Source organism: Nocardia tenerifensis NBRC 101015 (assembly GCF_000308715.1).
Lineage (GTDB): Bacteria > Actinomycetota > Actinomycetes > Mycobacteriales > Mycobacteriaceae > Nocardia > Nocardia tenerifensis.
In genome coordinates this window covers 1-7226 of sequence record NZ_BAGH01000356.1, presented here as the reverse complement: position 1 = coordinate 7226, position 7226 = coordinate 1, and the positions used below count along the sequence as shown (strand labels likewise).

Genomic DNA, 7226 nt, shown 5'->3' with positions numbered 1-7226 from the left:
CTGCTCGATACTCCTGGGCGACCATTTGACTCTACTGATCTTGAAGGCGCGGCGTACGTCACGCACTCCATGCCGCTGCAATTGGTTGCGTCCTCTGGGCGCGTCAGCATTTCGACGCCGTTCGAGTCGAACCTGCTGCTGGGCCGCCTCTTAGCGGTGATCGGGCTGCACTGCGACGTATGCAAGCGCGCTCTGTGAGCAGCGTCCGGTCGCATTCTTTGGGCGCGTCGGGCGGGTTCGACGAACGTTCGGCCGTCGGGGTCGAACCTACTGCTGCGCCGCCTTTTGACGCGATCGGGCTGCATGGCGAAGGTCGCCAGTATTCCTTCAGAAGCAGCACATTCACACTTCTTCCGAAGGAAGAACCACTGCCACGTCTCCCGGAGCCAGACCTTCGCCCACCCTCCCGGAGCCGGACCCTCGCCCACCCTCCCGGAAGCGGACCTCCCAGCAGCCCCGGAAACCTAGTCCCGCTGCGAACCCAAACTGATCCCCCGCGTAGCAAGCCACGGAATCGGATCAATCTTGTCGGTCCCGTTCAACCAAACCTCGAAATGGCAATGCGGCCCAGTAGAGAACCCACGGTTCCCAATAGTGGCGATCTGATCACCAGCCATAACCCGCTGCCCCTGCGACACCGTCGCGGTATCGATATGCCCGTAGATGGTAATAGTCCCATCATCGTGCAGCAGCCGAACCCACATGCCGAACCCCGCGGCAGGCCCGGCCTCGATCACCGTACCGTCCGCGACGGCGACGATCGGTGTGCCGATGGGCCCCGCGATATCGACGCCGAGATGCTGCACCCCCCAACGGGCTCCGTAACCGGAGGTGAAGGTGCCGGCCGCGAACTTGGTGAACAGCGGCCGCAGCTTCGCGGCCTCCTGCGCGGCCAGGTCCTGCGCGTACTTCTGACCCTTCTGCAGGATGTCGTTGAAGTCGCCGGGGTTGATCGCGCCCGAAACATTGAGCACCTGGGGCGATTCCGGCGAGGCCGTCGGGTCGGCCAGGCTGACGGACTGCGCGGCGATCTCGTGGATCTGCCCCGCGGCCTCGTAGTCGACGGACTGCGACGGCTGCTCCGGCGAGGCGAACGCGGCCTGTCCGGCGGCGACGACCGCACCGGCGGCAACGGCGGCGACCGCGGCGCGCCCCTTGAGGGCGGCGGGCGGTGCGGGAAGCCGGTGCGCGCCACCGCGTTTGGCGGTGCGGCGGGCGGGAATGACGGTGGGGGTGGCGGGGGCTTCCGGCTCGGCCTCGGTCGCCCAGGATTCCTCGGGCGCCCAGCAGCCGGTCTCGGTCGCGCGGTAGTCGTTGTCGGCCGCCTGGTAGTCGTGGTCGGCCCACGCCTCACCCGCGTTCCACGCACCGCCGTCGGACCAGGAGTCCTGGGCGGCCCACGAATCCTGCTGGGACCACGACTCGTTCGCGGTCCACGAGCTGTCGCGGCCGGCGTCGGCGCGGAAGTCGTAGTCGGCGCGCGGGGCCGCGCTGCCGTAGTCGGCGTGCGACGCGGAGCCGTACTCCTCGCGCGCGGGGGGCGGGCCGTACAGCGAGTTCCGCTGCCGGTCCACCGAGGGCACGGCCGGTCTGCCGTACGAAGCCTGCGCGCCGAAGGCGTCGTCATCGTCGCGATAACGATGTCCGGAGCGGTCGCGATGTTCAGGAATAAGGGCGGAGCGATAGTTCATCGGCTGTGCCACATCGTGAAGCGGGAGATGTTCGCGGGGCCGAGGTGCCTGCTGATCAGCGGCGACGACGAGTCGTCTGCGGAACGGCTCTCCATCTGCGGAGTGCTGTGCTGCGTCAAGCTTGCCGTCCTCCTAGTCGTGACCGTGCTGTGACATCGACCGCAATGACGGTAACGAAACGATTGCAGGGTCCGCAAGCGCTGCGGCCCTTCTGTCCAAACATGTGAGATTGATCACGGTAACACCACGGAATAAGTATCTGTGCATTGGGCACGCGACAGCGGTTGTCCGACGACATTTCGTAGTAGACCCGGCCGTGTCTGTGGGTTCGGCGGCTCTACCTGGTGAGGCGTCAACAACCTACTCGCGAGTAGCCATGGCCAGCGGTTTTCCCACCGCGCGTATCGGCTCGTGACCTGCGCCACTTAGGATGAACGTGGCCGATTGGCGCTCCATGTGACTGGTTAGAGTCCGACCCGACCCGCTTCCGACGTCGGGCCGCCAACAAAGACGTTGTCATCACAACGCAGACGAGACGGTGAGTACATGGATCTCTTCGAATATCAGGCGAAGGAGCTCTTCGTTAAGCACGGAGTGCCTTCGTCCGAGGGCCGCGTCACGGACACGGCCGAGGACGCCCGCGCGATCGCGGCGGAAATCGGCAAGCCGGTGATGGTCAAGGCCCAGGTGAAGGCCGGTGGCCGCGGCAAGGCGGGTGGCGTCAAGTACGCCGCCACCCCGGACGACGCGTTCACGCACGCGCAGAACATCCTCGGCCTCGACATCAAGGGCCACATCACCAAGAAGATCCTGGTCGCCGAGGCCAAGGACATCGCGGAGGAGTACTACATCTCCTTCCTGCTGGACCGTTCGAACCGCACCTACCTGGCCATGTGCTCGGTCGAGGGCGGCATGGAGATCGAAGAGGTCGCCGCGACCAAGCCGGAGCGCCTCGCCAAGATCGCCGTCGACGCCGTCAAGGGCGTCGACCTCGCCTTCGCCCGCTCGATCGCCGAGCAGGGCCACCTGCCCGCCGAGGTGCTCGACGCCGCGGCCGTGACCATCCAGAAGCTGTGGGAGGTGTTCGTCAAGGAGGACGCCACCCTGGTCGAGGTCAACCCGCTGGTGCGCACCCCGCAGGACGAGATCCTCGCGCTGGACGGCAAGGTCACCCTGGACGAGAACGCCGAGTTCCGCCACGCGGATCACGAGGCCTTCGCGGACAAGGACGCGACCGATCCCCTGGAGCTCAAGGCCAAGGAGAACGACCTCAACTACGTCAAGCTCGACGGTGAGGTCGGCATCATCGGCAACGGCGCGGGTCTGGTCATGTCGACCCTCGACGTGGTCGCCTACGCCGGCGAGAACCACGGCGGCGTCAAGCCCGCCAACTTCCTCGACATCGGCGGTGGCGCCTCGGCCGAGGTGATGGCGGCCGGCCTCGACGTCATCCTCGGTGACTCGCAGGTCAAGAGCGTGTTCGTGAACGTCTTCGGCGGTATCACCGCCTGTGACGCGGTCGCCAACGGCATCGTCAAGGCGCTGGAGATCCTGGGCGCCGAGGCGAACAAGCCGCTGGTCGTCCGTCTCGACGGCAACAAGGTGGACGAGGGTCGCCAGATTCTGGTCGACGCCGCGCACCCGCTGATCACGCTCGCGCAGACAATGGACGAAGGCGCCGACAAGGCCGCCGAACTGGCAGCGGCCAAGTAAGGAACCGGGAAAAATGTCAATCTTTCTCAACAAGGACTCGAAGGTCATCGTCCAGGGCATCACCGGCGGCGAGGGCACCAAGCACACCGCGCTGATGCTGAAGGCGGGCACCCAGGTCGTCGGCGGTGTGAACGCGCGCAAGGCGGGCACCACCGTCGCGCACACCGACAAGGACGGCAACGCGGTCGAGCTGCCGGTGTACGGCACCGTCGCCGAGGCCATCAAGGAGACCGGCGCCGACGTGTCCATCGCGTTCGTGCCGCCGAAGTTCGCCAAGGATGCCATCATCGAGGCCATCGACGCGGAGATCCCGCTGCTCGTGGTCATCACCGAGGGCATCCCGGTGCAGGACACCGCCTACGCGTGGGCCTACAACGTGGAGAAGGGCAACAAGACCCGGATCATCGGCCCCAACTGCCCCGGCATCATCACCCCGGGCGAGGCGCTGGTCGGCATCACCCCGGCCAACATCACCGGCAAGGGCCCGGTCGGTCTGGTCTCCAAGTCGGGCACCCTGACCTACCAGATGATGTACGAGCTGCGTGACTTCGGCTTCTCCACCGCCATCGGCATCGGCGGCGACCCGGTCATCGGCACCACCCACATCGACGCCATCGAGGCGTTCGAGCAGGACCCCGAGACCAAGCTGATCGTGATGATCGGTGAGATCGGCGGCGACGCCGAGGAGCGGGCCGCGGCCTACATCAAGGCCAACGTCACCAAGCCGGTCGTCGGCTACGTCGCGGGCTTCACCGCCCCCGAGGGCAAGACCATGGGCCACGCGGGCGCCATCGTCTCCGGCTCGGCCGGCACCGCCCAGGCGAAGAAGGACGCGCTGGAGGCCGCGGGCGTGAAGGTCGGCAAGACGCCGTCCGAGACCGCCGCGCTTGCCCGCGAGATCCTCGAGAAGGCCAGCGTGGAGGCCTGATTCGCGCGCGAACGAAGGCCGCCTCCTGGTTCGAGGGGGGCGGCCTTCGTCATGTGTGGCGGTGGGCTCAGCCTGGGCAGAAGCCGAGCGTCCGGACCAGCCATTCGCAGAACTGTTCCATCGGGGTCATGACGGATACCTCCATTTCATCTCCCGTAGTGGATACGAATTGAGCCGGCGCCCGGTTCACGGTGGAAGATCATCGATATTCCACGCGACGCGGACCCGCCGGACAGGGCATGCTTGTCGGCGTGGATGTGCTGGTGTTGGGTCCAGTGCAGGCGTGGGCCGACGGTGTGGCGGTGACCGTCGATCGGCCGCTGGAACGGGCAGTGTTGGTGCGGTTGGCCCTGGCGAATCGCGTTCCGGTGCCGGACGGGCGATTGGCCGAGGATTTGTGGGGGGCCGAGGTCGAGCGGCCGGTGCAGCGACTGCGTGTGGTGGTGTCGCGGCTGCGCGCCGCGCTCGGCCCGTTGGCGGACGTCATCGGGCGTACACCCGCGGGCTATCAGGCCACGGTGACCGCGACGGATCTGCTCGCCGCCGAGGCGGCGGCGCAGCGGCTGCACACCGCGCGGCGCGGCGGCGACTACGCGGCGGTCGCGAGCGCGGCCAAGGAGGCGCTCGCCCTGTGGCGCGGGCACGCGCTGGCCGACCTGCGAACCATTCCCTTCGCGGCCGCCGAGGGCGACCGGCTCGACGACTGGCGGCTCTCGCTGACCGTGGCGGGGCTGGAGGCCAATCTCGAACTCGGCGCGGCCGGCGAGGTGGTGACCGAGCTGACCGGCCTGGTCGGGCGGCATCCGCTGCACGAACCGCTGTCGTGTCTGCTGGCGCTGGCCCTGTATCGGACGGGCCGGCAGGCGGACGCCTTGGAACGGCTGGCGCGGCTGCGGCGAGCGCTGTCGGAGGAGCTGGGCGTCGACCCCGCGCCGGACACGAGCGCGTTGGAACTGCGCATCCTGGACCATGATCCGGCGCTGCGGGCACCGGCCACGGCCGAGGCGACACCGCCGAGCGCGTCGCCGGTCGATGTCGTGGCGAGCGAGCCGCAGCCGTGGCCGGTGGTGGCCGCACCGATGACGAGCTTCGTCGGCCGAGGTCGCGAATTCGCCACGCTCACAACGCGTCTCGCGCAGCCCGGACTGACCACGGTGGTCGGCGTTGCGGGCAGCGGAAAGTCCCGCCTCGCCGCCGAACTCGCGCGATCCATGGCGCGATCCCGGCCCGTGGTGTTCGTCGAGCTTGCGCCGCTCGGCCGCGCCGAGGACGTCCTGCCCGCGGTGACCGCGGCGCTCGAGGCTGGTGGCCTGGTCTCCGGCGGGTCCATCGACCCGAACGACCAGCTGACGGGGATCATCGCCGCACTCGGCGAGTGCGCGAACCCGCTGCTGGTCCTCGACAACGCTGAGCACGTCACTCCCTCGGTCGCGGAATTGGTCAGGGCGACAAATGGATTCAGTGTCCTGGTCACCTCGCAGCAGCCGCTGGGCGTGCCGGGGGAGTCGGTGTACCCGCTCGGCCCGCTGGACCGCAGCGTCGGCGTGGCCCTGTTCATCGAGCGCGCGGGGCTGCACGGGCTGGTGACGGCGGCGGAGCGGGACGAGCTGGTCGCGATCTGCGCGGCGGTGGACTGGTTGCCGCTCGGCATCGAGCTGGCCGCCGGTCTCACCAGAACCCTGACGATTTCCCAACTGGCACAACGGATCGACGATCGGGTCAGGTTGCTGGTCGGCGGCGCACGCGGCGCCGCGGGCGGGCGGCACACGAGTCTGCGGGTCGCGCTCGACTGGAGTCACGAACTGCTCGCCGAACGCGAGCGGACGGTGCTGCGCAGGCTCGGCTCCTTCGCGGGCGGGTGCACGCTGGAGGCGGCCGAGGCGGTGCTGCCGGACGGGGATCTCGAGCCGGGCGACGTCGCGCCCGCGCTGGCGGATCTGGTGAACCGCAACCTCGTCACCGTCCAGACCGACGGCGCGACAAGGCGTTTCGTGCTGCTCGAGACCGTCCGCGACTACGCGCAGGCGCGGCTGGCGGAGGCGGGTGAGGTCGAGCGGCTGCACGCCGGGCACCTGCGATGGTGTCTGGACCTGGTGCGCGCGATCGGCGCACCCGATGACTTCGCGGCGGCCGAGTCGGTGGCGGCGGTGTTCGCGGAGTGGCCGAACATCCTGGCCGCGTTGGAGCGCGCGCCCGGAACATCTTGGGCTACAGACGGTTTGCGGCTCGCGGTGGAGATGCACGTGCCCTGGCTCGCCAGAGCCTGGTTCCGCGAAGCTCAACGCCACTACGCCGCGCTCACCGACTCGGCCGGCCTCGCCGCCCATGAGCTGGCACAAGCGTTGAGCCACTACGGGTTTCACACATTGATGACGGGCGATCTCGAAGCCGCGGCCGTGCGGCTGGCCAAGGCCGGTGAGTTGGCCGCGCCGCTCGACGATCCCGAACTGGCTCAAACGGTCCGCTACTACCAGGGCATCGTCGACATCGAGCGGTGCAGGCTGCCCGAGGCGGTGCAGCGGCTGCGCGAGGGGGAGCGGTCGGCCATGAGCGACACCCAGGGCTCCTCGTTCGCGGACGCGCTCGGCACGGCACTGCTGTACTCCGGTGATCCGGCCGAGGCGCTCGCCGCCTACACCCGATCCACCAAGGTCGACGCGGCGCACGAGGACGAGCACGGGCTCTCGCGCGGTCTCGGCAATCAGGCCAAGGCGCTGCTCGACCTCGGTCGCGTCGAGGAGGCGCTGGCCACCGCCGAGGAGTCCGACCGCTACGCCCGTCGCCTGGACGACCGGCAGATCCTGCCGCTCAACGACCTCACCCGCGCCGCCGCGGCGCTGGCCGCGGGCAATCTCGACGCGGCCGAGTCGTACTGCCGCGCCGCCCTCGCGCAC

6 protein-coding genes are annotated in these 7226 nt (G+C 68.8%); 4 read left to right on the top strand and 2 right to left on the bottom strand.

The features are described 5' to 3' along the window. Positions 1–198: hypothetical protein (locus ON39_RS50165; RefSeq protein WP_218006182.1), on the top strand; the 198-nt coding region annotated here is incomplete at its 5' end. A 266-nt stretch (positions 199–464) separates the two neighbouring features. Here the strand turns inward: ON39_RS50165 and ON39_RS28600 are convergent. Together ON39_RS28600 and ON39_RS50855 are read right to left on the bottom strand one after the other, a co-directional pair. Then, on the bottom strand, positions 465–1691 hold the full coding sequence (locus tag ON39_RS28600; RefSeq protein ID WP_040739042.1) for a M23 family metallopeptidase: 1227 nt from the start codon (positions 1689–1691) through the stop codon (positions 465–467). Further along, entirely contained in the window at positions 1688–1810 is a 123-nt protein-coding gene (locus tag ON39_RS50855; RefSeq protein WP_255219305.1) for a hypothetical protein, read from the bottom strand. Before ON39_RS50855 ends, ON39_RS28600 begins: the two co-directional genes overlap by 4 nt. A 427-nt stretch (positions 1811–2237) precedes the next feature. Between ON39_RS50855 and sucC the strand changes: the two genes are divergently transcribed. The 3 genes from sucC to ON39_RS28585 all read left to right on the top strand — a co-directional run. Next, positions 2238–3404 (top strand): ADP-forming succinate--CoA ligase subunit beta, encoded by a 1167-nt coding sequence (gene sucC / locus ON39_RS28595; RefSeq protein ID WP_040739040.1) that lies wholly within the window; start codon positions 2238–2240, stop codon positions 3402–3404. A 13-nt stretch (positions 3405–3417) separates the two neighbouring features. Beyond that, positions 3418–4332, top strand: coding sequence for a succinate--CoA ligase subunit alpha (sucD, locus tag ON39_RS28590; protein WP_040739038.1), 915 nt, complete (start codon positions 3418–3420; stop codon positions 4330–4332). 251 nt (positions 4333–4583) lie between these two features. Further along, positions 4584–7226 (top strand): AfsR/SARP family transcriptional regulator (locus ON39_RS28585; protein WP_169335924.1); only part of this gene is annotated, 2643 nt, incomplete at its 3' end.